Raw genomic sequence first — 21,403 nt, 5'->3', positions numbered from 1 at the left:
GCGGTGCCCTGTAGGAGCGGCCTTGTGTCGCGAAAGGGGCGCAACGCGCCCCCGGCAATCCGTCAGGTATGGCTCAGCTCGGCATGTTCATCGCCAGCCAGCACTTGTTTGTCGGTCTCTTTCAACAGCTGGCTGGTCACCACGCCCGCGGTCATCGAACCATTCACGTTCAACGCCGTGCGCCCCATGTCGATCAGCGGCTCTACCGAAATCAGCAACGCCACCAACTCCACCGGCAAGCCCATGGCCGGAAGCACGATCAATGCGGCGAACGTCGCGCCACCACCTACACCGGCAACGCCTGCCGAACTCAGGGTAACGATGGCCACCAAGGTGGCGATCCACAGCGGGTCGAAAGTATCGATGCCCACCGCAGGCGCCACCATCACCGCCAACATGGCAGGGTAGAGGCCGGCGCAGCCGTTCTGGCCGATGGTGGTGCCGAACGAGGCGCTGAAACTGGCAATCGACTGCGGCACGCCCAGGCGCCGAGTTTGCGCTTCGATGTTCAGCGGAATGCTGGCGGCGCTGGAACGGCTGGTGAAGGCGAAGGTCAGCACTGGCCACACCTTGCGCAGGAAACGCAGCGGGTTCACACCGCTGGCGGCGAGGATAACGCCGTGCACCATGAACATCAGCCCCAGGCCCAGGTACGACACCACCACGAAGCTGCCCAGCTTGACGATGTCTTGCAGGTTCGAGCTGGCCACCACCTTGGCCATCAACGCCAGCACGCCATACGGGGTCAGCTTCATCACTACCCGCACCAGGCGCATCACCCAGGCCTGCAGGATGTCGACGGCCGACAGCACGCGCTGGCCTTTCTCGGCATCGTCCTTGATCAGCTGCAACGCGGCCAGACCGAGGAATACGGCAAAGATCACCACGCTGATGATCGAGGTCGGTTTCGCCCGTGCCAGGTCACCCACCGGGTTGCTGGGGATGAACGACAGCAGCAGTTGCGGGATGTTGAGGTCGGCGACCTTGCCGGCATAGTCACTGTGGATGACCTGCATGCGTGCACTTTCCTGGGCGCCAGCCACCAGGCCTTCGGCGCTGAGGCCGAACAGGTTGGTCAGGACGATGCCGATCAATGCCGCGATGGCAGTGGTCAGCAGCAGGGTGCCAATGCTCAGCACGCTGATGCGGCCCAGCGACGAGGCATTGTGCAGGCGCGCCACGGCGCTGAGGATCGAGGCGAAGATCAGCGGCATGACGATCATCTGCAACAGGCCGACATAGCCGTTGCCGACCAAGTCAAGCCAGCTGATGGTGGCCTTGAGCACCGGGTGGCCTGCGCCATACAACGTGTGCAGGGCCAGCCCGAAAACCACGCCCAGCACCAGGCCCAGCAGGACTTTCCTGGCCAGGCTCCAGTCGGTGCGGCGGGTTTGTGCCAGGCCCAGCAACAAGGCCAGGAACGCCAGCAGATTAAGGGACAGCGGCAGGTTCATTAAAGCTCCAGCGGAAAAAGGCAAAAGAGGCACCGCCTCTGTGAGCGATTGCGAACGGAAATGCTAACAGCCTGAAAACAAACGAATTTATACGCATATGGAATGTGCATAGTCGTTTATGGAATAACGCGCTGTCGCGGATGGCAATGAACGCGGCGTTTGCAGCTGCATGAGGGTCGTTATGAAAGGCCGCCGACAACGGTTGTTGCACTAGCGTTTCGGGGTCATTTCAGGAGATTCGTAGATGAAATTTGCTCCGAAAGCTGTCGCTGCCGCCCTGTCCCTGCTGTTCAGTATCGAAACCTTCGCCACCGAGCTCAAACACTGGCCGGCCGAGGCCGCCAAGCAGCTCGACAGCCTGATCGCCGCCAATGCCAACAAGGGTAACTACGCGGTGTTCGACATGGACAACACCAGCTACCGTTACGACCTCGAAGAGGCCTTGCTGCCATTCCTGGAGAACAAAGGCCTGCTGACCCGCGACAAGCTCGACCCCTCGTTGAAGCTGATGCCATTCAAGGACACCGCCGACCACAAGGAAAGCCTGTTCAGCTATTACTACCGGCTGTGCGAAGTCGACGACATGGTCTGCTACCCGTGGGTAGCCCAGGTGTTCTCGGGCTTCACCCTGCAGGAGCTGAAGGTGCAGGTGGATGAGATGATGGCCTCCGGCAAGCCGATCCCCAGCACCTACTACGAAGGCGACCAGGTCAAGACCATCGAGGTGCAGCCGCCCAAAGTCTTCAAGGGCCAGACCGAGCTGTACAACAAGCTGATGGAGAACGGTATCGAGGTCTACGTGATTTCCGCTGCCTCCGAGGAGCTGGTGCGCATGGTCGCGTCCGACCCCAAGTATGGCTACAACGTGAAGCCGGAGAATGTGATTGGTGTGAGCCTGCTGCTGAAGGACCGTGCCAGCGGCCAGCTGACCACTGCCCGCAAGCAGATCACTGCCGGGCACTACGATGCCAAGGCCAACGCCGGGCTGGAACTGACCCCGTATCTGTGGACCCCGGCCACCTGGATGGCCGGCAAGCACGCGGCCATCCTGACCTATATCGATGAGTGGAAGAAGCCGGTACTGGTCGGCGGTGATACGCCAACCAGCGACGGCTACATGCAGTTCCATGGCGTGGACGTAGACAAGGGCGGTATCCACCTGTGGATCAACCGCAAGGCCAAGTACATGGACCAGATCAACGGGATGATTGCCAGGAATGCGGCGGCACAGGCCAAGGAAGGCTTGCCGGTGACGGCGGACAAGAACTGGGTGGTCGTGACGCCGGAGCAGATTCAGTAACGGGGCTTGTCAGCCGTTGCGGCCCACGATGACCGTCCGGGCCGCTTCCTGATCAATGTTCTGCGCCAGCAAGGTAGCGGCTTCGATGGCGGCTGTACGGACGCTGGCCCCTACAGGGCCAAGCGTCTGTTCGACGACGACACTGTGCACCTGGTTTATACCGACGAAGCGAAACCATGTGTCGATGAAGGGTTTTTCCAGGCCAAAGCCTTGCTCGGGGGTCTGTGAGCCGGGGCCATACCCCAGTCCGCGAGAGTAGATTGCAACAGCCCGACGTCCACCCAGCATGCCGTTCAACCCGTGCTCATCGAAGGTGAACAAGACGTCTTTGTGCGAAATGGCGTCGATCAGATGCTTGAGCTTGTACGGAATGCCGAAATTCCACAGCGGCACGCTGAACACCAAGGTATGAGCCTGGTGGAACCGTTCAGCGAGTGCCTCGATCTGCTCCCATGCCGCGGCTTGAGCGGCAGACAGTGGGGTGTCGACAAGCCTTGCATATTTTGCCGCGAGTAACGCGCCATCCACTTCGGGAAGTTCGCATTCCCAGGGATCAAGGCGGTCAATTTGCACGGCTTTGCGCTCTGCTAACGCCGCCAGGAACACTTCGGCAATCTGTGTGGAGACGGAGCGCTCTCCACGCGGTGATGCGCAAACATACAAGATACGTTCAACCATCGGGCTTCTCCTTGGCAGTGTGGGTGACACGATCCCGGCAGTACAACTGCGCGGATACTTGGCGCAAAGTCTGATTCAGAATAATCAGTTATGGAAATCACGTATGCTTCGCTCATTGAGTGAGATAGGTGATTAATCGGTGTTCGATATCGTGCTTTTGCGAAGCTTCATTGCTGTTGCCGACAGCGGTGGCTTCACGCGTGCTGCGCAGAGCCTGCACCTGACGCAGTCGGCGATCAGCGCCCACATCAGGCGGCTGGAAAGTGATGCCGGGCATAGATTGCTGGAGCGCACGACCCGTTCTGTCAGCCTGACGCCAGCCGGTACGCGCCTGGCAGGCTATGCCCGCACCATCCTGGCGCTGCATGATGATGCCCGCGCGAGTCTCGGCGTCGGCCGCCGGGTTTCCGGCATGGTAGTTGTCGGGTTGAGCGAGGAGATGGTGAAAGCGCCCATCATCGACTGTTTGCGTCGATTCTCGGCGGCACATCCCGACGTGGAAATTTCGCTGAAAGTCGGCCTGACCGGCGAGCTGCTTGGACTTTTACAATCGGCTGGGCTCGATATCGTGCTGGGCAGCCGCTGCGGCGATGATGAACGTGGCGAATTGCTTTGGTCCGAGCCGCTGATCTGGGCGAGAGGGCCGCTTGCGTTGAGCCTCGATGATGCAAGCACCCCGATACCCTTGGCGGTGTTTTCCGACCAATGCCCCTATCGGGCTGCCGCCATCGCAGCCTTGGCACGTGCGGGGCGACAATGGCGGATCGTTTGTCAGAGCCCAAGTGCCGGGGGGCTGATAACCGCCGTCAACGGTGGGCTGGGTATTACGCCGGTCACCCGATCAACTGCACTGGCTGCAGGTTTGCAGGAAGAGCCAACGCTGCCTCCTCTTCCTCAAGCGCAGTTCATTCTGACCTCGACGGCAAAGCCGAAGCGTTCGGTTGCCTTGCTGCTGGCGCAATTGCGTCACTGTGCTTCGAGAGCAGTGCTTTGATTCAGTAGTTCTCGCTGCCAAAAAAAACCGGCGCACCAGGCGCCGGCTTTTCAACTGCCAGGTAGCCTTACAGCCCTTCCAGCATCGCCTTGTTACGCACAGCGCCCTTGTCGGCACTGGTCGCCAGCAGGGCATAGGCCTTCAGCGCGGTGGTCACCTTGCGTGGGCGCACTTCGGCAGGCTTCCAGCCCTTCTTGTCCTGCTCGACGCGGCGCTGGGCCAGTTCTTCGTCGCTGACTTGCAGGTTGATCGAACGGTTGGGGATGTCGATCAGAATCTTGTCGCCGTCGCGCACCAGGCCGATGGCGCCGCCAGCAGCGGCCTCCGGCGAAGCGTGGCCGATCGACAGGCCCGAGGTACCTCCCGAGAAGCGGCCGTCGGTGAGCAGGGCGCAGGCCTTGCCCAGGCCTTTGGACTTCAGATAAGAGGTCGGGTACAGCATCTCTTGCATGCCCGGGCCGCCTTTCGGGCCTTCGTAGCGGATGATCACGATGTCGCCGGCCTTCACTTCGTCGGCGAGGATGCCGCGCACGGCGCTGTCCTGGCTCTCGAAGATCTTCGCCGTGCCTTCGAACACCAGGATCGATTCGTCGACACCGGCGGTTTTCACCACGCAGCCATCCAGCGCGATGTTGCCGTACAGCACGGCCAGGCCACCCTCCTGCGAATAGGCGTGCTCGACGCTGCGGATGCAGCCTTCGGCGCGGTCCAGGTCCAGGCTCGGCCAACGGGTCGACTGGCTGAACGCGGTCTGAGTCGGAATGCCGGCAGGACCTGCCTTGAAGAAGGTGTGCACGGCTTCGTCATCGGTCTGGGTAATGTCCCACTTGGCGATGGCTTCTTCCATGCTGCGGCTGTGCACGGTCGGCAGGTCGGTGTGCAGCAGGCCGCCACGGGCCAGCGAGCCGAGGATGCTGAAGATGCCGCCGGCGCGGTGCACATCTTCCATGTGGTACTTCTGGATGTTCGGCGCCACCTTGCACAGCTGCGGCACTTTGCGCGACAGGCGGTCGATGTCGCGCAGGTCGAACGCCACCTCGGCTTCCTGGGCTGCGGCCAGCAGGTGCAGGATGGTGTTGGTCGAGCCGCCCATGGCGATATCGAGCATCATGGCGTTCTCGAACGCCTTGAAGTTGGCAATGTTGCGCGGCAGTACCGACTCGTCGTTGTCGCCGTAGTAACGCTTGCACAGCTCGACGATGGTGCGGCCGGCAGTGAGGAACAGTTGTTCGCGGTCGGCGTGGGTGGCCAGGGTCGAGCCGTTGCCCGGCAGGGCCAGGCCCAGGGCTTCGGTCAGGCAGTTCATCGAGTTGGCGGTGAACATGCCGGAGCACGAGCCGCAGGTCGGGCAGGCGCTACGCTCGTATTCGGCGACCTTTTCATCGGAGGCCGAAGAGTCGGCAGCGATGACCATGGCATCGACCAGGTCCAGGCCATGGCTGGCCAGCTTGGTCTTGCCGGCTTCCATCGGGCCGCCGGAAACGAAGATTACCGGGATGTTCAGGCGCAGTGCGGCCATCAGCATGCCGGGGGTGATCTTGTCGCAGTTGGAGATGCACACGATGGCATCGGCACAGTGGGCATTGACCATGTATTCCACGGCATCGGCGATGATCTCGCGGCTTGGTAGCGAGTACAGCATGCCGTCGTGACCCATGGCGATGCCGTCATCGACCGCGATGGTGTTGAACTCCTTGGCCACGCCACCGGCGCGTTCGATCTCGCGGGCGACCAGCTGGCCCAGGTCCTTCAGGTGCACGTGGCCCGGGACGAACTGGGTGAACGAGTTGGCGATGGCGATGATCGGTTTCTTGAAGTCTTCGTCCTTCATCCCGGTGGCGCGCCACAGGGCACGGGCGCCGGCCATGTTGCGGCCTTGGGTGGAAGTCTTTGAACGGTAATCAGGCATGAAACACTCCTGGCGGCTTAATCAGGTCACAAAAAGGGGAGTGAGCTTCTCTTGTCCTTTGTACCGCAGGCCGGTTGCCACTGGCACGGATGGGGCCGAAGACCGCGCGGGATCGCCGCGTGCTTGGGCAGAGCTCATAAACCCGCCGGGGATGACTGGCGATGAATAGGCCGATTCTACACCGCTGAGGCGGTGAGGGAATGGCGATGTGGCCGGGCGGTGGATTTGGCCTGTTGGCCGGTTGCTTGTAGGGCCTTTCTGAATCGCTGCTGATGGGGCTGACCAGCAGGCCCTGAGCTTCTATTATCCCGGCGCCGCATGTGCGGCTTTGCGAGAAAAACACTCAATGGACCTTCCCAGTTACCGGTTCCAAACGAACCTGAAATCTGGCACTGAGCGCGCCGTCGCCAGGGCTGCCGAAGGCTTGAGTCCACGGGGCTGAGGTCTGTGGGCGCCTGGGTCGGCGCCTGGAGAAACTCATGCAACAATCGCTCGATAAAGACACCTCCGGCCCGAACATCCAGGCAGCCCTGGAGGCACAACGGCGTGAGGCGACCGAAGATTTCCACAAGGGCGCCTCTATCACCAATCACATAGGCAATCTGCGCCACGCGACCCTTGGCCTGCTTTACCGCAAACGCGTGTTCTGGCTGGTTCTGCTGGTGTTCGGCAACCTCTTTTCCGGGGCGGGCATTGCTGCCTTCGAGGAAACCATCGCCGCCCACATCGCTCTGGTGTTCTTTCTGCCACTGCTGGTGGACAGCGGCGGTAATGCCGGCGCCCAGTCTGCAACCTTGATGGTGAGGGGGCTGGCCACAGGTGAAGTGGTCATGCGTGACTGGTGGCGCATGCTGGGGCGGGAATTCGCGGTGGCGCTGCTGCTTGGATGCACCATGGCAGTGGCCGTAGCGTCCTTGGGGGTACTACGCGGGGGGCCGCAGATTGCCCTGATCGTTGCCAGCAGCATGGTGGTGATCGTTTTGGTCGGCAGCCTGATCGGCATGAGCCTGCCGTTCCTTCTCAGCCGCTTCAAGCTGGACCCGGCCACGGCCAGTGGCCCGTTGATCACATCGATTGCCGATGCGGCGGGGGTACTGGTGTATTTCGGCATAGCGACGCAGGTATTGGGGATCTGATGCCAGTTTTGACCATCGTGCTTTTGTAGGAGCGGCCTTGCGTCGCGACGGGCTGCGAGCAGCCCCTTCGATCCGTGCACAATGGCCGAAATCCTGGGCCGCCTTGCGGCCCATCGCGACGCAAGGCCGCTCCTACGGAAGCAATTACGGAGGCGGTCAGCTGTTGGGCAGCAACCGGCAGGTGATGCTCTTGATGTAGCGGGTTTCAGCGATGGCCGGGTGCACCGGGTGGTCCGGGCCCTGGCCGCCGCGTTCGAGCAATTGCAGGTTGCGGTCCAGGTGGCGGGCGCTGGTCAGCAGGATGTTGTGCAGGTCGTCTTCCGGCAGGTGCATCGAGCACGAGGCGCTGACCAGGATGCCGTCCTTGGTCAGCATGCGCATGGCCTGTTCGTTCAGGCGACGATAAGCCGCCTCGCCGTTCTTCAGGTCTTTCTTGCGCTTGATGAACGCGGGTGGGTCGGCAATGATCACGTCGAAGCGCTCTTCGGCGGCCTTGAGCTCGCGCAGCGCCTCGAACACGTCGCCTTCGATGCAGGTCAGCTTCTCGCTGATGCCGTTCAGCGCGGCGTTGCGCTCCACGCCATCCAGGGCGAAGCCCGAGGCATCGACGCAGAACACTTCGCTGGCGCCGAAGGCACCGGCCTGCACGCCCCAGCCACCGATGTAGCTGAACAGGTCGAGCACGCGCTTGCCTTTGACGTAAGGTGCCAGGCGCGCACGGTTCATGCGATGGTCATAGAACCAGCCGGTCTTCTGCCCTTCACGCACCGGAGCTTCGAACCTGACGCCGTTCTCTTCCAGCGGCACCCAGTCCGGCACTTCGCCGTAGACCGTCTCGACATAGCGCTGCAGGCCTTCGGCGTCGCGCGCCGAGGAGTCGTTCTTGAACAGAATGCCGCTGGGCTTGAGCACCTGCACCAGGGCTGCAATCACGTCGTCCTTGTGCGCTTCCATGGTGGCCGAGGCCAGTTGCACCACGAGGATGTCGAAGAAGCGGTCGACCACCAGGCCTGGCAGCAGGTCGGAGTCGCCGTAGACCAGGCGGTAGCACGGTTGCTCGAACAGGCGCTGGCGCAGTGACAGGGCCACGTTCAGGCGGTGCACCAGCAGCGACTTGTCCAGCGGCAGCTTGGCATCGCGCGACAGCAGGCGGGCACAGATCAGGTTGTTCGGGCTCAGTGCAACGATGCCCAGCGGCTTGCCGTTGGCCGCCTCGAGAACAGCCTGCTGGCCGGCCTGAAAGCCCTGCAACGGGGTCGCGGTGACATCGACTTCGTTGCTGTAGACCCACAGGTGGCCGGCGCGCAGGCGGCGGTCGGCATTGGCTTTGAGGCGAAGGCTGGGCAGGGACATGACGTCGCTCCGGAAAAAAGAGCGGGATTATAGCCTGTCTGCCTATCTATCGGTGTCAGGCTCGACAAACTGCGGCCTCATCGTCGGCAAGCCAGCCACCACATGGGCTGAACCGCCTTGGCGGCGTGCGCCTTACTGTGGAGGCGGGCTTGCCAGCGATGAGCCCGCTAGCGGCAATCAGGCCGCGAGTGCCTTGATCAACTGCTGGCTGAACGCCGGAATGTCATCGGGCTTGCGGCTGCTGATCAGGTTGCCATCGACCACCACTTCTTCATCCACCCATTCCCCCCCGGCATTGCGAATGTCGTCCTGCAGGGTCTTGTAGCTGGTCATCCGCTTGCCCTTGACCAACCCGCATGACACCAGCAACCAGCCGCCGTGGCAGATCACTGCCAGCGGCCTGCCGGCCGAGTCGTGGCTTTTCACCAGTTTCTGCGCGGCGGGGATGAGCCGAATCGTGTCAGAATTTTGCACGCCGCCGGGCAGCACCAAGGCATCGTAGAGGTCCAGGTGGGCGCCTTCGAAGGTGGCATCCACGGCGAATTCATCCGCCGGCCGGTCATGGTTCCAACCCCGTACAGTGCCTTCTCTGTCGCTGAGGATATCCACTACCGCGCCGCTCTGTTCCAGGGCTTCGCGGGGCCCGGTCAGCTCCACCTGCTCGAAGCCATCGGTGACCAGAAAGGCCACGCGCTTGCCGTTCAGTTCCGCACTCATGGGCCTTGCTCCTTTTTCGATGGGTGTGAAAAAAGAGGCCCGTGGCGCTCAAGGAAAGTTCCGGCGTTACGATTCAGTGGTTGGTCCCTTGCCAGTCTAGAAGGTTAGAATCGCCCGTCCCGAACGAGTATGCACGTATGTCCCAGGAACTCAGCGCCGAACAGATCCAGCAAGCCTTGCAAGGCATTACCATCCCGCCGCAACCGCAGATCATGGTCGACCTGCAGTTCGAGCAGTACATGCCTGACCCGGACCTGGAAACCATCGCCAAACTGATTTCCCAGGACCCGGGCCTCTCGGGTGCCTTGCTCAAGCTGGTCAACTCCCCGCACTTCGGCCTTTCCAACAAGATTGGTTCGATCCAGCGCGCGGTGAACCTGCTGGGTAGCCGTTCGATCATCAACCTGATCAACGCCCAGTCGATCAAGGGCGAAATGAGCGACGAGACCATCGTCACCCTCAATCGCTTCTGGGATACCGCCCAGGATGTGGCGATGACCTGCCTGACCCTGGCCAAGCGCACCGGCATCCAGCCTGCGGACGAGGCCTATACCCTCGGCCTGTTCCACGACTGCGGCGTGCCGCTGATGCTCAAGCGCTTCCCGAACTACATGGAGGTGCTGGAGCAGGCCTATGCCACGGCCGATGAGGAAACCCGGATCGTCGACACGGAAAACCGTTCTTTCAACACCAACCATTCGGTGGTCGGCTATTTCACCGCCAAGTCCTGGCGGCTGCCCGAACACCTCAGCGCGACCATTGCCAACCACCACAATGCCCTGGCGGTGTTCCGCGACGAAAGCTCGCGCAACACCCAGAGCCAGCTGAAGAACCTGCTGGCGGTGCTGAAGATGGCCGAGCACATCTGCGCCTCCTACCGGGTGCTGGGTAACCAGTCGGTGGACCACGAGTGGCGTGTGGTCGGCCCGCTGGTGCTCGATTACATCGGCTTGTCGGAATACGATTTCGAAAACCTCAAGCAGAACATTCGCGAGTTGGGCGGGCACTGACACATGCCGGAATTACCCGAAGTAGAAACCACCCGGCGCGGTATCGCGCCGCACCTGGTGGGCCAACGCGTCAGCCGGGTGGTGGTGCGTGACCGGCGCCTGCGCTGGCCGATTCCCGAAGACCTGGATGTGCGCCTGTCGGGGCAGCGCATCGTCAGTGTCGAGCGGCGCGCCAAATACCTGCTGATCAATGCCGAGGTCGGTACCCTGATCAGCCACCTGGGCATGTCGGGCAACCTGCGCCTGGTCGAACTGGGCTTGCCGGCAGCCAAGCATGAGCACGTCGACATCGAACTGGAGTCGGGGCTGATGCTGCGTTACACCGACCCACGCCGCTTTGGCGCGATGCTGTGGAGCCAGGACCCGCTCAACCACGAACTGCTGCTGCGCCTGGGCCCGGAGCCGCTGACCGACCTGTTTGACGGCGAGCGATTGTTCCAGCTGTCCCGCGGGCGCTCGATGGCGGTCAAGCCGTTCATCATGGACAACGCCGTGGTGGTGGGGGTGGGCAACATCTACGCCACCGAGGCCCTGTTTGCCGCCGGCATCGACCCCCGCCGCGCGGCAGGCGGGATCTCACGGGCGCGCTACCTGAAGCTGAGCATCGAGATCAAGCGGGTGCTGGCGGCGGCGATCGAGCAGGGCGGTACCACCTTGCGCGATTTTATCGGCGGTGATGGCCAGCCGGGTTACTTCCAGCAGGAATTGTTCGTGTATGGGCGCGGCGGGCAGCCGTGCAAGGTGTGCGGCACGCAATTGCGCGAGGTAAAGCTGGGGCAGCGGGCCAGCGTGTATTGCCCGCATTGCCAGCGCTGAGGTGTTTCGCTCCTACAGGTGCCGCGCAGGCCTGTGGGTTCAGGCCTTGCCGGTAATCCGGCGATACTTGGCCATCAGCTCTTCTTCGGTTTCCGGGTGCGCTTCATCCAGCGGGATGCAATCGACCGGGCAGACCTGCTGGCATTGCGGCTCGTCGTAATGGCCCACGCACTGGGTGCACAGGTTAGGGTCGATCACGTAGATCTCTTCGCCTTGGGAGATGGCCTCGTTCGGGCACTCGGGTTCGCAGACGTCGCAGTTGATGCAATCGTCGGTGATGATCAGGGACATGGGGACTCCGGCCGGGGCTCTGCGCCCGGGCATGTTCAACGCAGTGGGCACAATTGTGCCGCATTCGCGCCCGCAGTGCACGCGGGCGCGACAATCAGCTGTGTGGCTTACTTCCTGAAGCGTTCGGTCAGCGCGTCGGCCACCACCGGGTGTACGAACTTGCTGATATCACCACCCAATGCGGCGATTTCCCGGACCAGGGTCGAGGAAATGAACGAATAACGCTCCGAAGGCGTGAGGAACAGGCTTTCCACATCAGGAGCCAGTTGCCGGTTCATGTTCGCCAGCTGGAACTCGTACTCGAAGTCGGATACCGCCCGCAGGCCGCGCAGGAACACGTTCGCGCCCTGTTCCTTGGCGAAATGCGCCAACAGCGAGGAGAAGCCGATGACTTCGACATTGGGCAGGTGCTTGGTGACCTCCCGGGCGAGCTCCACCCGTTGTTCCAGCGGGAACAGCGGGTTTTTCTTGGGGCTGGCTGCCACGGCGATGATCACGTGGTCGAACAGCCGCGAGGCGCGTTCGACCAGATCGCCATGGCCTTTGGTAATGGGGTCGAAAGTACCCGGGTACAACACTCGGTTCATCGCGTCATCCTGGCTGGAGTGCGTTGGGGACTCGGATGGTAGCGCAGCGACTGCGCCCGGCCAAGTCATGCGGCCGGCTGATGGCACTATAGACAGGGGCCGTGTTCGTTGTCATGCGCTGTGTGCCAGGCGGGCGATCAGGGCCTCGCTGAGCCTGGCGCTGATGGCATACACCGACAATTGCGGGTTGGCGCCGATGCTGGTGGGGAACAGCGAACCGTCGTGAATCGACAGGTTTTGCAACTGGTGATGGCGGCCCAGGCTGTCGCATACCGCCTGGCGCGGGTCCTCGCCCATGGCACAACCGCCCATCACGTGGGCGCTGCCCAGGCGCGTGCGGAACGGCTCCAGGCGCAAGCGGTCGATCATGGCCAAGGCCTGTTGCAGGCTGGACGCGGCACTGGCATCGCTGTGCACGGCGGTGACCTGGGTGGCGCCAGCGGCGAATTGGATTTGCGCCATGCTGCGGTAGGCGCGGCGCAAACCGTCGTACAGATAGTCAGTGAGCGGGTAGTCGAGCACGGGCGAACCATCGCCGCGCAGCTCCACGGTGCCACCCTGGCTTTGTGGGTGAAAGCCATCGCGCAGCAGCGCCAGCATCACGTGGGTATGTGGCAGCTCGGCCATGCGTCGGGCATTTTCCTCGCCGTATCCGCCCAGCAGGGTGCTGGCCAGGGCCGGGTGCAATGGTGGTACCTCCAGTTTGTAGCCAATCGGGCCATCGACGCCGCCTTGCCATTGGAAGTGGTCGCTGTAGATGGACTGTGGGGCGCCGTAATAAGGGTCGATACGCTCGTTGAAGCGGGCCGCGCTGAAGTTCACCAGGTGCAGGAAGGTCCGTTTGCCCAGGCGGCCGTGCGGGTTGGGCGCGGCGGACCGCAGCAGCAGCGCCGGGCTGTTGATGCCGCCACCGGCAACCACGTAGTGACGGGCGCGAATGTGCACCAGGCGGCCGGTAGGGTGCAGGCCCTGGCTGTCCAGAGCCTGGCAGGTCAGGCCGAGGATGCGTTCGCCGTTGTGCTCGAAGCGCTCGGCCCGGGCCAGATAGAGCAGCTCGCCGCCTTGCTCGAGGGTGGCGGGAATGCGGGTCACGAGCATTGATTGCTTGGCATTCACCGGGCAACCCATGCCGCAATAACCCAGGTTCCAGCAGCCGCGCACGTTGCGTGGGATCACTGCCCAGCGGTAGCCCAGCTGCTCGCAGCCACGGCGCAACACGTCGTTGTTGGCATTCGGCGGCAGCGCCCAGGGAGTGATGCCCAGCTCCTGTTCGATGCGTTCGAACCAGGGGCGCATCTGCGCTTCGCCCAGGCCGCTCACGTTGTGCGCCGACGCCCAGTGCGCCAGCGTCTGGGGCGGGGTGCGAAAGCTCGAGGTCCAGTTCACCAGCGTGGTGCCGCCCACGGCCCGGCCCTGAAGGATGGTGATGGCGCCATCCTTGCTCATGCGGCCCAGGCCTTCCTGGTACAGGCTGGCGTAGGCTTCGTTTTCCAGCAGATGGAAATCGCTGCTGGTCTTCAATGGGCCTTCTTCGATCAACAGCACCTTGAAGCCGGCGGCACTGAGCATCTGCGCGCTGGTAGCACCACCGGCACCGCTGCCGATCACCGCAACATCGGCCTCCAGGGTGAGGTCTTGCTCCAGGCGCGAGGCGTCGTGGGTAATCCAGCCGCGCTCCAGGCCTTGGCGAAACGGGTCAGGTACAGGCATCTGCGCTGCTCTTCGTTGTCAGATCTTCGGTGGGCCCGGGTAGCCGCAGGCGGCCCAGGATTCAGGGCGTTCATACCAGGCCATCTGCAGCAATTGCAGCAGCGATGCGTGACCCATGCGCAGCAGGTTCAGTGAGCTGTCCTGCCAACGCTGCAGGAAGGCCCTGACTTGCGCGGGGCTGGCTTGTTCCCAGGCACCCCAGATACCCGTCAGCGGGCCGCGAGTCAGCGGCAGGCTGAGCACGTCGAACAGCTGCCGGGTGAGCTTGAGCATTTCTGGCGACAACGCCGACAGCTTGTGGTCGAGGCTGTGCAGCACCAGGGTTTCGGTGGCCTGCGTGCCGGCCAGTACTACCGGGATCAGCGCACCCAGTAGCGGCAGGTCATCGTCGCGCAGGATGTCGTAGCCGGTCGCGGCGGTTTGGGCGCGGCAACCGACCAGGCTGGTGCCGGCCAGCACGAGGCTGGCACCCAGGCTGAAACGCAACAGTTCGCGGCGGTGCATGGGCTGCCCCTCAGCGGATGAACAGCTTGTAGACCAGGCGTTGCAAGGCTTTGCCATAAGGCGGGTAGATCAGCCGTGCGGTATTGAGACGTTGCTTGGCCAGTACCGCCTTGGCCTTGCTGAAGGTCAGGAAGCCGTCGCGGCCATGGTAGTGGCCCATGCCCGAAGGCCCGATGCCGCCGAATGGCAGGTCGTCCTGAGCCACGTGAAGCAGGGTGTCGTTCAGGCACACACCGCCGGAATGGGTGTGGCGCAGTACCTGCTCCTGGCCAGTGCGGTCATAGCCGAAGTAGTACAGCGCCAACGGGCGCGGCCGTTGGTTGACGTAGGCCAGCGCCTGCTCGAGGTCGTCGTAGGGCACCAGCGGCAGCAGTGGGCCGAAGATCTCGTCCTGCATCACCTGCATGTCGTCATGTACCCCCAGCAACAAGTGTGGTGGCAGGCGCCGGCCCTGGTGGGTTTCGTCGGGGTACAGGTCGAGCACCTGCGCGCCTTTGGCGCGGGCATCGTCCAGCAGCCGTTGCAAGCGCTGCAGCTGGGACGGGTTGATGATAGCGGTGTAGTCGGGGTTGTCGGCGATGCGCGGGTACAACCGGCGCACGGCCCGCTGGTAGGCGTCGCTGAAGGCTTGCAGCCGCTCGCGCGGCACCAGCACATAGTCGGGGGCGACGCAGGTCTGGCCAGCGTTCAGCGTCTTGCCGAAGGCGATGCGCTCGGCGGCGCTGTCCAGCGCTACGTCAGCCGAGACAATCGCCGGTGACTTGCCGCCCAATTCCAGTGTGACCGGGGTCAGGTTGTGTGCCGCAGCCAACATCACCTGACGCCCCACGCTGGTGGCGCCGGTGAACAGCAGGTGGTCGAAAGGCAGGCGAGCAAAGGCCTGGCCTACCTCGACCTCGCCGAGTACCACGCTGACCAGGTCACTGGGGAACACCCGTTCCAGCAGCTGTTTCAGCGCCAGGCCCGTGGCCGGTGTGGCTTCGCTGAGCTTGAGCATGACCCGGTTGCCGGCTGCCAGGGCGCCGGTCAGCGGGCCGATGGCGAGGAACAGCGGGTAATTCCACGGCACGATGATACCGACCACGCCCAAGGGTTGATAACGCACCTGCGCGCGGGCCGGCTGGAAGGCCAGGCTGACCCGGCGCCGGCTGGCGCGCATCCAGCGTTGCAGATGCTTTTCGGCGTGGCGCAGGCCTTGCATGCAAGGCAGCAGCTCGGCCAGCAAGGTCTCGTCGGCGCTGCGCCCTGCAAAATCCTGGCCGATGGCATCGATCAACTGCGTCTGATCGGCCAGCAAGGCCTGGCGCAGGCTTTTCAGCCATTGCCGCCGCTGCGCTGCGGGTGGCAACGGGTTGCCGGCAAAAGCCCGACGCTGGGCAGCGAACATCGCCGCCAGGTCGGTGTCGGATTGCACAAGAGGCAGGGCGCTAGGCGTATTCATGGCAGCGTCGAGTCCGGGCCGGAAATCCCTAGAGCCTATACTCTAATTCGGCCGATGGTGGGACTTTTTTCGCGCTTTCGGGCGGTGCACTCCACCCTCGATACGCCGTAAGATGACCTTTTGATGAAGCCCGCAGACTGGGAGCCGAGCATGGCGCCGCGCATGAAGACCCGAGAGCGCATCGTGCAGAACAGCCTGGAGTTGTTCAACCAGCAGGGTGAACGCAGCGTCAGTACCAACCATATTGCCGCACACATGGAAATCTCACCCGGTAACTTGTACTACCACTTCCCCAACAAGCAGGCGATCATCGCCCTGTTATTCAGCCAGTACGAGGAACTGGTGGACAGCTTCCTGCGCCCGCCGCAAGGCCGGGTAGCGACCGTCGAGGACAAGCGCTTCTACCTCAAGGCCCTGTTGGCAGCGATGTGGAACTACCGCTTCCTGCACCGGGACCTGGAGCATCTGCTGGACAGTGACCCGGAGCTGGCCGCCCGTTACCGACGCTTTTCCGAGCGCTGCCTGCACCAGGGCCAAGCGATATACCGTGGCTTCGTCGAGGCGGGCATCCTGGCCATGACCCCTGCACAAATCGAATCGCTGACCATCAACGCCTGGATCGTGCTGACCTCCTGGGTACGGTTTCTCAGTACCACGCGGGAGCATTCAGCACACCTGGGGGAGGAAGCTTTCAAGCGCGGCGTCTACCAGGTGCTGGTGCTGGAGCTTGGCTTCGTCACCGATAATGCCCGCAATGCCGTGGATGCCCTGTGCCAGGAGTTCCATGTACCGTTCAACCAGGCCCTGGAGCAGTAGCTGGGGCCCAAGTGCCATCGATCAGGAGATTGTCATGCCCCTTGCGCAATTGATCACCCCGCAGCAGTTGGCCGAGCGTCTGGGCTCGCCCAAATTGGTGATACTCGACTGCCGCTTTGCTCTGGAGGATGTGGACTATGGCCAACGCAGCTATGCCCAGGGGCACATTGCCGGGGCGCATTTTGCCGACCTGGAGCGTGATCTGAGCGGGCCGGTGAGCAAAGGACGCACCGGGCGCCACCCATTGCCCGATGCGCGCCGGCTGGTCGAACGCCTGCGCGAGTGGGGCCTGGACAATGACAGCGAGGTGGTGCTGTACGACGACGGCCCCGGTGCCTTTGCCGCCCGGGCGTGGTGGCTGCTGGCCTGGCTGGGCAAGCGCAGCGGTGTGGCAATCCTCGACGGCGGGCTGAAGGCCTGGCATGCGGCACACCTGCCGCTGAGCCTGGACCCGCCAGCCAAGCGGGAAGGCACCTTCGCAGGTGAGCCGGACGCCAAGCTGCTGATCGATGCCGGGCATCTGGCCAAGCGCTTGGGTGCAGATGACCTGACTTTGCTCGACGCGCGTGCCTTGCCGCGGTTTCGTGGGGAAGTGGAGCCGATCGACCCGGTGGCAGGGCATATCCCAGGCGCCCAGTGCGCAGCGTTCACCGACAACCTGGGGGCTGACGGATGCTTCCTGCCGGTGGAGCAGCTTAGGCAGCGCTTTGCCGAAAAGCTGGCGGGGCGTGCGCCGGAGCAGCTGGTCGCCTATTGCGGATCAGGCGTGACCGCCTGTCACAACCTGTTTGCCCTGGCCCTGGCGGGCTACCCGCTGGGCAAGCTGTATGCCGGATCCTGGAGTGAGTGGATCAACGACCCGGCGCATGGCGTAGCGACTGGTGAATAAGTAGGCCGGTACTGCTCTACTGGCCTTGCAACAGCCACTGCGGAATCCGCCGCTCCAGGTAATACCCCGGGTTGCGCAGGCTGCCATCGACGAACCCCACATGGCCACCTCGACTGTGCAGTTCGAAACGCGTCTGCGGTGCCAGTTCACGCGCCGTGGGCAGGCTGTGGCCTGAAACGAATGGATCGTCGCTGGAATGGATGATGAGCGTCGGCGTGCGGTTGCGGCCGAGGAAGAAATGGCTCGATGAGCGGCGATAGTAGTCGTGCGCGTCGCGAAAGCCGTTCAGCGGCGCGGTGACCTTGCCATCGAAATCCCAGAAAGTGCGCAGCTTGCCCAGTGGTTCCAGCCGTTGCAGCGTTGCCAGCCGCTCATGCAGGCCGTTGTCGTGAAAGTGCCGCTGCTTGAGTTGCACGTACGCCAGCATCTCGCGCATGAAATGTGCCTGGTACACCTTCGAGAAACCTTGGCCGATACGGTCAGCGCAGTGGTCCAGACGAAACGGCACCGACACCGCCACTGCGGCTTCCAGCTGGCTGGCCACGCCACTTTCGCCCAGGTACTTGAGCAGCACATTGCCCCCCAGCGAGTAGCCCACCGCGTACAGCGGTGCCAAGGGGCGCAGGGCACGCAGGTGGCTGACGATTTCTGCCAGGTCTTCGCTGGCACCGGAATGGTAGCTGCGTGGCAGCAGGTTGGGTTCGCCCGAACAACCGCGCCAGTTCACTGCAACGCTGGCCCAGCCGCAGCCTTGCAATGCTTGCTGCAAGCCTTTGACGTAAGGCGAATGCGATGACCCGGTCAACCCATGCAGCACCAGTACCAGGGGAGCATGGGGTTGGTGCGGGCCGTGCCAGTCCAGGTCGATGAAGTCGCCATCGGCCAGCCACAGCCGCTCGCGGTTGCGCGGCAGGTCGGGCAGCTTGCGCCACAGAGGCCCCCACAGGGTTTGCAGGTGAGGGTTGGACAGGCCGATGGCCGGGCGGAAGGTGGCGCTGGAGCTGGGCATGCTGGGCGACTCGTGATGTGCCTGCCTAGAGTGCCATGAAACAGCGCCACTGTACCTGCGCTATTGGTCGGTAGGCGGTAGCGGTTGCTGCTCGACGCCAGGGCCGACACTCACCAGTACTTTTTGATTGGGGTCAAGCCGGCGTCGCATGACCGAGCGAACTTCCTCCGCTGTGATCGCCCTGATGCGCTCGACGTAGGTGTTCAGATGATCGGCGGGCTGGCGTTGATGGGAGATCTCGCTGAGCAAGGCTGCCAGGCTCTGGTTTTGAGCAGCGGCACGCAGCAGGTCCCCGGCCAGCCGCTTGCGGGCGAGCTGCAATTCCACCTGGCTTGGCCCTTCGTCGATGAACTCACGCAGCAAGGTTTCCACCAGAGCCTGGGAAGCTTGGACGTATTGCGGCGCGATTTCCCATTCAACGGCAAACAATCCTCCCGCGCTGAGGGGCACTATCGTGCTGTAGATACCGTAGGTCAGGCCGCGACGTTGGCGCAGTTCCATCATCAAACGAGCCTCGTAACCCCCTGCGAAGACTTCGCTGGCTAATATCAAGGGCAAAAACTCAGGGTCGCTGGCAGGCACGTTCATCGGCAGGGCTAGTAACGTTGCGCTGCTCGTACCGGGCTGCTGGATGTTGATGGTTGCACTGGTTACCGCCGGTACGGCAGGCAGTTCAGCGGCTGTCCAACCTTGCGGCAGGGCCTGGCTGATCCGCTGAGCGATGGCTTGGGCTTCGCTCAAGGAAAGGTCCCCTACCATGACCACCTCAAGATTGCTGGCAGCATAGGCGCGTTGATGGAACCGGCGCAGATCATCCACGGTTACCGATTCAATACCCTGCGGGGTACTGCCCACACGATTGCCATAAGGATGGCCATTGAACATATGGCGGAACGTCTCGTTGCGAGCCTTTACGCCAGGCTGCCGTTCGCGCGAGGTATTCAGGTGTAGTAATTGTGGTTTTATCTTTTCCAGGGCAGGCGGCTGTAGTGCGGGGTTGGCGACCAGATCGATGAACAGCTCCAAGGCCGCGTCGAACCTCGAGGGGTCGGCAAGGCTGCGCAAACTGAGCGTGGCATGCTCCAGGCGTATCTCTCGTTCGGTAATTGCGCCGAGGCGTTCCAGCTGCTCTGCATGTTCAGTAGTTGTATGCCGTTGGCTGCCCTCGTCAAGCATGTAGAACGTCAGGGCCGCCAGGCCGGACTGATCGGTGTCCTGGCTGGTGCCAGCCCTGAAACGCAATACGACATCGACAATTGGCAGCCCATGGGCCTCGATGAACTTTACCGCTGTGCCGCTCATCGTGGTCCAGGAGCGGACCGGCGTGTTCAAGGTTTCGAAGCTGTCCAGGTCAAGGCCTTGGGTGGACTGCAAGTTGCTACCGACGCTGCTGGCTACGGCTGGCTGTTGGGGGGGCGGAAGGGAGTCATGCATGAGCGCTCTCCTTGGAATGCATGAAGGTCATGGTCGCTCGCGATTCGGTAAGGTAGGCATAGGCGGCCTGGCCCACCTGTTCGGCTGTTACAGCTTCTATGGCTTGACGTTCGTCATCCAGGGCAACCGGGTCCAGCCCGCAGGCTGCCTGCTTGCCGATAGCAAAGGCCTGTCTGTCGATGGCGTCTCGTTCAAACAGTTGCCTGGCCAGCAGCCGTGCCTTGGCTCGCTCGAGGTCTTGTTTGGCGGGGGCGGCCTGACGAAACGCGCCGATTTCGAGCATCAGTCGTTCGGCTGCGGCTTCCGGTGCTACGTGCGGGCTGCATAAGGCGTAAAGGGCAAACATGCTGTCGCCGCGTTGCCAGGGTTCATAGTCCGCGCGCAGGCCCTGAAGCAGCGGCTCGTCCTGCACCAGCAGCCGTTTCAGCCTGCTGGCCCGCCCATCGGCAAGGATTTCAGGCAGCAACCGCAACGCATAGGCTTGGGAGTCCGAACCTGCGGTGCATTGACTGGGCAGGTTGAAACCAAGGAGCGCACCGGTATAGAGGCCTGGCAGGCGCAGCGTTTGGTGGCGCCTGGCCAGGTTAGAGGGCGCCATTGGTACCTGTTGCTCGGGAATACGGTGGGCAGGTATTTCAGCAAAGTACCTATTCACGAGTGCTTGCAGTTGCGCCAGGCTGATGTCGCCGGCCACCGCCAGCGTGGCGTTGTTGGGGTGGTACCAGGTTCTATACCAGGTTCGTGCTGCTGCCGGGGTTATATGCTCGAGATCTGCCTTGTGGCCGATCACCGGCGAGCCATAGCCGAAATCGCCATAGGCCAGCAAGTGATGATGCTCCAGCGCGAGCGCCAGAGCGTTGCTATCGACATTTTTGCGCCGTTCGGCCATCACCACGGCCAGTTCCCTGGCAAAAGGTGTATCGCTGAGGGTGGCGCTGGCCATGACATCAGCCATGGCCTCGAGGGCGACTGCCACGCGGCTGGCCGGTAATGTGAGCGGGAACACAGTGGCATCCCAGGTGGTGAATGCATTGGGATTGCCGCCCAGGCGGGTCATGAGGGCCGAATACTCGCCTGGCGCTAGTTTGCTGCTGCCTTCGAAAAGTAGATGTTCCAGGGCGTGAGACAGGCCTGTGTGGCCTTGCGGTTCATAACTGGACCCAACGTGATACCAAAGCTGCACACTGACCAGCGGGGCGCGATGGTCTTCACGCAGGTAGATGCGCAAGCCGTTATCGAGGCTGAATGATTGCACCGTGCTCGCTGCTGCGGGCGGAGAGGAACGATCGGTCATGGTTGAAGTGCTCCTGCAAGAAGAGGGAGCAGCTTCAACCAGGGTGCGGATGGCTTGGCGG

At 62.8% G+C, this 21,403-nt stretch carries 20 protein-coding genes; 7 read left to right on the top strand and 13 right to left on the bottom strand.

Annotated elements, in window-relative coordinates; translation table 11 throughout:
- Positions 1-62 precede the first annotated feature (62 nt).
- Positions 63-1,454: an L-cystine transporter gene (locus JKP78_RS07980; RefSeq protein WP_186684192.1), complete on the bottom strand. Its 1,392-nt coding sequence runs from the start codon at positions 1,452-1,454 to the stop codon at positions 63-65.
- Between the two features lie 244 nt (positions 1,455-1,698).
- Between JKP78_RS07980 and JKP78_RS07975 the strand changes: the two genes are divergently transcribed.
- Positions 1,699-2,754 carry a haloacid dehalogenase-like hydrolase gene (locus tag JKP78_RS07975; RefSeq protein WP_186684194.1) on the top strand — a complete coding sequence of 352 codons (1,056 nt, stop codon included), beginning with the start codon at positions 1,699-1,701 and terminating at the stop codon, positions 2,752-2,754.
- A gap of 9 nt (positions 2,755-2,763) precedes the next feature.
- Here JKP78_RS07975 and JKP78_RS07970 read toward each other — a convergent pair whose 3' ends face one another.
- Entirely contained in the window at positions 2,764-3,432 is a 669-nt protein-coding gene (locus tag JKP78_RS07970) for an FMN-dependent NADH-azoreductase (RefSeq protein WP_186684196.1), read from the bottom strand.
- Between the two features lie 139 nt (positions 3,433-3,571).
- Between JKP78_RS07970 and JKP78_RS07965 the strand changes: the two genes are divergently transcribed.
- Positions 3,572-4,426, top strand: a complete 855-nt coding sequence (locus JKP78_RS07965; RefSeq protein ID WP_186684198.1) for a LysR family transcriptional regulator — start codon at positions 3,572-3,574, stop codon at positions 4,424-4,426.
- 67 nt (positions 4,427-4,493) lie between these two features.
- On the opposite strand, the gene ilvD is transcribed toward JKP78_RS07965, so the two are convergent.
- Complete coding sequence (ilvD, locus tag JKP78_RS07960) at positions 4,494-6,335, bottom strand: dihydroxy-acid dehydratase (protein ID WP_186684200.1); 1,842 nt, start codon at positions 6,333-6,335, stop codon at positions 4,494-4,496.
- Between the two features lie 479 nt (positions 6,336-6,814).
- Here ilvD and JKP78_RS07955 point away from each other — a divergent pair, with 479 nt between their 5' ends.
- Positions 6,815-7,471, top strand: coding sequence for a magnesium transporter (locus JKP78_RS07955; RefSeq protein WP_186684201.1), 657 nt, complete (start codon positions 6,815-6,817; stop codon positions 7,469-7,471).
- A gap of 156 nt (positions 7,472-7,627) precedes the next feature.
- Here JKP78_RS07955 and JKP78_RS07950 read toward each other — a convergent pair whose 3' ends face one another.
- Both JKP78_RS07950 and JKP78_RS07945 read right to left on the bottom strand, forming a co-directional pair.
- Complete coding sequence (locus JKP78_RS07950) at positions 7,628-8,824, bottom strand: class I SAM-dependent rRNA methyltransferase (RefSeq protein ID WP_170033449.1); 1,197 nt, start codon at positions 8,822-8,824, stop codon at positions 7,628-7,630.
- Positions 8,825-9,001: 177 nt separating this feature from the next.
- On the bottom strand, positions 9,002-9,541 hold the full coding sequence (locus JKP78_RS07945) for a type 1 glutamine amidotransferase domain-containing protein (protein WP_186684202.1): 540 nt from the start codon (positions 9,539-9,541) through the stop codon (positions 9,002-9,004).
- 191 nt (positions 9,542-9,732) lie between these two features.
- Here JKP78_RS07945 and JKP78_RS07940 point away from each other — a divergent pair, with 191 nt between their 5' ends.
- Positions 9,733-10,551, top strand: coding sequence for an HDOD domain-containing protein (locus JKP78_RS07940; protein WP_186684445.1), 819 nt, complete (start codon positions 9,733-9,735; stop codon positions 10,549-10,551).
- Positions 10,552-10,554: 3 nt separating this feature from the next.
- Positions 10,555-11,367, top strand: coding sequence for a bifunctional DNA-formamidopyrimidine glycosylase/DNA-(apurinic or apyrimidinic site) lyase (mutM, locus tag JKP78_RS07935; RefSeq protein ID WP_200626486.1), 813 nt, complete (start codon positions 10,555-10,557; stop codon positions 11,365-11,367).
- Between the two features lie 39 nt (positions 11,368-11,406).
- Here mutM and JKP78_RS07930 read toward each other — a convergent pair whose 3' ends face one another.
- The 5 genes from JKP78_RS07930 to JKP78_RS07910 all read right to left on the bottom strand — a co-directional run bounded on the left by JKP78_RS07930 (position 11,407) and on the right by JKP78_RS07910 (position 15,900).
- On the bottom strand, positions 11,407-11,658 hold the full coding sequence (locus JKP78_RS07930) for a YfhL family 4Fe-4S dicluster ferredoxin (protein ID WP_013974644.1): 252 nt from the start codon (positions 11,656-11,658) through the stop codon (positions 11,407-11,409).
- Positions 11,659-11,765: 107 nt separating this feature from the next.
- On the bottom strand, positions 11,766-12,245 hold the full coding sequence (gene coaD, locus JKP78_RS07925) for a pantetheine-phosphate adenylyltransferase (protein WP_170033443.1): 480 nt from the start codon (positions 12,243-12,245) through the stop codon (positions 11,766-11,768).
- A 111-nt stretch (positions 12,246-12,356) separates the two neighbouring features.
- A complete protein-coding gene (locus JKP78_RS07920; protein ID WP_186684205.1) occupies positions 12,357-13,955 on the bottom strand; it encodes a GMC family oxidoreductase in 1,599 nt (532 codons plus the stop codon).
- Positions 13,956-13,973: 18 nt separating this feature from the next.
- A complete protein-coding gene (locus JKP78_RS07915) occupies positions 13,974-14,459 on the bottom strand; it encodes a twin-arginine translocation pathway signal protein (RefSeq protein WP_186684206.1) in 486 nt (161 codons plus the stop codon).
- 10 nt (positions 14,460-14,469) lie between these two features.
- Positions 14,470-15,900 (bottom strand): coniferyl aldehyde dehydrogenase, encoded by a 1,431-nt coding sequence (locus JKP78_RS07910; protein ID WP_200626484.1) that lies wholly within the window; start codon positions 15,898-15,900, stop codon positions 14,470-14,472.
- A 150-nt stretch (positions 15,901-16,050) separates the two neighbouring features.
- Here JKP78_RS07910 and JKP78_RS07905 point away from each other — a divergent pair, with 150 nt between their 5' ends.
- Positions 16,051-16,716: a TetR/AcrR family transcriptional regulator gene (locus tag JKP78_RS07905; RefSeq protein ID WP_186684447.1), complete on the top strand. Its 666-nt coding sequence runs from the start codon at positions 16,051-16,053 to the stop codon at positions 16,714-16,716.
- Positions 16,717-16,750: 34 nt separating this feature from the next.
- Entirely contained in the window at positions 16,751-17,605 is an 855-nt protein-coding gene (locus JKP78_RS07900; protein ID WP_186684210.1) for a sulfurtransferase, read from the top strand.
- A gap of 16 nt (positions 17,606-17,621) precedes the next feature.
- Here the strand turns inward: JKP78_RS07900 and JKP78_RS07895 are convergent, their stop codons facing one another.
- From JKP78_RS07895 to JKP78_RS07885, 3 genes are read right to left on the bottom strand one after another with little or no spacing between them, the layout of a single operon-like run.
- Positions 17,622-18,614, bottom strand: coding sequence for a hydrolase (locus JKP78_RS07895; RefSeq protein WP_186684212.1), 993 nt, complete (start codon positions 18,612-18,614; stop codon positions 17,622-17,624).
- Between the two features lie 60 nt (positions 18,615-18,674).
- Positions 18,675-20,048: a M16 family metallopeptidase gene (locus JKP78_RS07890; RefSeq protein ID WP_186684214.1), complete on the bottom strand. Its 1,374-nt coding sequence runs from the start codon at positions 20,046-20,048 to the stop codon at positions 18,675-18,677.
- A complete protein-coding gene (locus tag JKP78_RS07885; RefSeq protein ID WP_186684216.1) occupies positions 20,041-21,342 on the bottom strand; it encodes a M16 family metallopeptidase in 1,302 nt (433 codons plus the stop codon). The genes JKP78_RS07890 and JKP78_RS07885 overlap by 8 nt, the downstream gene beginning before the upstream one ends.
- Positions 21,343-21,403 lie beyond the last annotated feature (61 nt).

The sequence above is a fragment of the Pseudomonas sp. LAM2023 genome (assembly GCF_016620375.1).
GTDB classification, from domain to species: Bacteria; Pseudomonadota; Gammaproteobacteria; order Pseudomonadales; family Pseudomonadaceae; genus Aquipseudomonas; species Aquipseudomonas anuradhapurensis.
Note: the sequence above shows the minus strand (reverse complement) of the source record. Positions and strands in the feature narration are given on the sequence as shown.

Excerpts from the sequence above, each read along its gene's own strand:
- JKP78_RS07980 (WP_186684192.1), bottom strand. The coding sequence starts at position 1,454 with ATGAACCTGCCGCTGTCCCTTAATCTGCTGGCGTTCCTGGCCTTGTTG.
- JKP78_RS07975 (WP_186684194.1), top strand. The coding sequence starts at position 1,699 with ATGAAATTTGCTCCGAAAGCTGTCGCTGCCGCCCTGTCCCTGCTGTTC.
- JKP78_RS07970 (WP_186684196.1), bottom strand. The coding sequence starts at position 3,432 with ATGGTTGAACGTATCTTGTATGTTTGCGCATCACCGCGTGGAGAGCGC.
- ilvD (WP_186684200.1), bottom strand. The coding sequence starts at position 6,335 with ATGCCTGATTACCGTTCAAAGACTTCCACCCAAGGCCGCAACATGGCC.
- JKP78_RS07955 (WP_186684201.1), top strand. The coding sequence starts at position 6,815 with ATGCAACAATCGCTCGATAAAGACACCTCCGGCCCGAACATCCAGGCA.
- JKP78_RS07950 (WP_170033449.1), bottom strand. The coding sequence starts at position 8,824 with ATGTCCCTGCCCAGCCTTCGCCTCAAAGCCAATGCCGACCGCCGCCTG.
- JKP78_RS07945 (WP_186684202.1), bottom strand. The coding sequence starts at position 9,541 with ATGAGTGCGGAACTGAACGGCAAGCGCGTGGCCTTTCTGGTCACCGAT.
- mutM (WP_200626486.1), top strand. The coding sequence starts at position 10,555 with ATGCCGGAATTACCCGAAGTAGAAACCACCCGGCGCGGTATCGCGCCG.
- JKP78_RS07930 (WP_013974644.1), bottom strand. The coding sequence starts at position 11,658 with ATGTCCCTGATCATCACCGACGATTGCATCAACTGCGACGTCTGCGAA.
- coaD (WP_170033443.1), bottom strand. The coding sequence starts at position 12,245 with ATGAACCGAGTGTTGTACCCGGGTACTTTCGACCCCATTACCAAAGGC.
- JKP78_RS07920 (WP_186684205.1), bottom strand. The coding sequence starts at position 13,955 with ATGCCTGTACCTGACCCGTTTCGCCAAGGCCTGGAGCGCGGCTGGATT.
- JKP78_RS07915 (WP_186684206.1), bottom strand. The coding sequence starts at position 14,459 with ATGCACCGCCGCGAACTGTTGCGTTTCAGCCTGGGTGCCAGCCTCGTG.
- JKP78_RS07910 (WP_200626484.1), bottom strand. The coding sequence starts at position 15,900 with ATGAATACGCCTAGCGCCCTGCCTCTTGTGCAATCCGACACCGACCTG.
- JKP78_RS07905 (WP_186684447.1), top strand. The coding sequence starts at position 16,051 with ATGGCGCCGCGCATGAAGACCCGAGAGCGCATCGTGCAGAACAGCCTG.
- JKP78_RS07900 (WP_186684210.1), top strand. The coding sequence starts at position 16,751 with ATGCCCCTTGCGCAATTGATCACCCCGCAGCAGTTGGCCGAGCGTCTG.
- JKP78_RS07895 (WP_186684212.1), bottom strand. The coding sequence starts at position 18,614 with ATGCCCAGCTCCAGCGCCACCTTCCGCCCGGCCATCGGCCTGTCCAAC.
- JKP78_RS07890 (WP_186684214.1), bottom strand. The coding sequence starts at position 20,048 with ATGCATGACTCCCTTCCGCCCCCCCAACAGCCAGCCGTAGCCAGCAGC.
- JKP78_RS07885 (WP_186684216.1), bottom strand. The coding sequence starts at position 21,342 with ATGACCGATCGTTCCTCTCCGCCCGCAGCAGCGAGCACGGTGCAATCA.